Here is a 1,537-nt window from a genome sequence, read left to right on the forward strand (position 1 = left end):
TCAGCGCTTTTTTTGGTGGTTGGGCGTATTTTAGGAGATGAGTATTTCGCAACATTTCTGTGATGTCGGCCAGTGGGCCCAGACCCATTTTGGCGGTGTGCCATTGGGCGATGTACGCCGTACCCGGCGCGTGTGCACGCTGGCGGCCGGATGGGCCCGCCAACCCGGCGCCAGCATCCCTCGGCTGGGAGCCGGTTCGGCGTATGCCGGCAAGGCGGCCTACCACCTGCTGAGCAGTGCGGCGGCCACCCCCGATACACTGCAGGGGCCACACCGGGCGCTGGTTCTGCAGCAGTTGCAGCAAGCAGGCATCTACTTGCTGCTGGAAGACACCACGCAGCTACGCTGGGCCCCGGCCACTGCCCGCCGGGCCGGATTGGGGCCGGTTGGGGCCAGCGTGAGTGGCGAGCAGGGCGTACTCCTGCACTCGTTGGTGGCTGCCCGCTGGCCCGGCGGCAGCGGGTCAAGCGCAGCGACGCGCCCACCGCTGCCGCTGCTGGGACTGCTGGATCAGCAATTTTATGTGCGCCAGGCACGCTCTGCCGCTGAGAAGGCGCACCCGCACGGCGGCACCCGTTCCCGGCAGGGGCGGGCCCGCGAGTCTGATCTGTGGGCGCAGAGCCTGCGCGCCATTGGCTCGCCGCCGTCGCAGGGGCGTTGGGTCGTCGTGGCCGACCGCGGGGCTGACATCTATGCGCATTTGTATCAGTGCCAGCAGCAAGGACTGGGGTTTGTGGTGCGCGCCGCGCAGGACCGGGGCCTGGCAGCGGCCGCCGGCGGATCCGCCGCCACCCTGTTTGCCGTGGCCCGGGCCCAGCCCAGTGCCGGGCAAATGGAGCTGCCCTTACGGGCCCGCCCGGGCCAGGCGGCCCGGCTGGCGCATTTGCAGGTGAGCTATTGTCCGGGGCTGGCGCTGCGTGCTCCTCAACGGCCGGGCGCCAGTGCTGGCAAAGGACCACCGGTGGCCGCCAGCGTGGTGCGGGTCTGGGAGCCAGGGGGGAAGCTGGAATGGCTGCTGCTGTGCGACGACGTCGTGCTAAACGGCCCCCAGGCCCGCGAACGGGCGCAGCAGTACGCCAGCCGCTGGCTGATGGAGGACTTTCATAAGGCCCTGAAAACGGGCCTGGGGGCCGAGCGGCTGCAGTTGCACACGGCTGCCCGCCTGTTCGCGGCCGTGGCCCTGCTGAGCGTGGTGGCCCTGGCTCTGGTGGATTTGCGTGAACATAGTCGTCAGCGGCCCGATGCGCCCGCAGAAACGGCGGGCTTGTCGACGCTTTATCTGAGTGTGCTGCGCAGCCAGCGGAGCCGGCCACTGCAGACGGTGCGGCAGGTGTATTATGCCCTGGCGGGGCTCGGTGGGCACCTAGGTAGGGCTGGCGATGGGCCGCCAGGCTGGCAGACCCTCTGGTTGGGAATGGTGCATCTGCGTTACCTCGTTGAGGGCGTAGAGCTGGCCGCCCAGCTGCCGCGCGAGGAACACTAAAAAAAGCGCCGGCCTACTGGCCGGCGCTTCTCACAAGTTTTGGGTAACGACAAG

At 68.5% G+C, this 1,537-nt stretch carries 1 protein-coding gene; it reads left to right on the plus strand.

Features of this window, described 5'->3' with window-relative positions; all coding sequences use genetic code 11:
• Positions 1–37 precede the first annotated feature (37 nt).
• The gene (locus HW556_RS18315) at positions 38–1,483 is read left to right on the plus strand and encodes an IS4 family transposase (RefSeq protein WP_176901557.1); all 1,446 of its coding nucleotides are present in this window, start codon (positions 38–40) and stop codon (positions 1,481–1,483) included.
• Positions 1,484–1,537 lie beyond the last annotated feature (54 nt).

The organism is Hymenobacter terrestris (genome assembly GCF_013377905.1).
Taxonomy (GTDB): Bacteria; Bacteroidota; Bacteroidia; order Cytophagales; family Hymenobacteraceae; genus Hymenobacter; species Hymenobacter terrestris.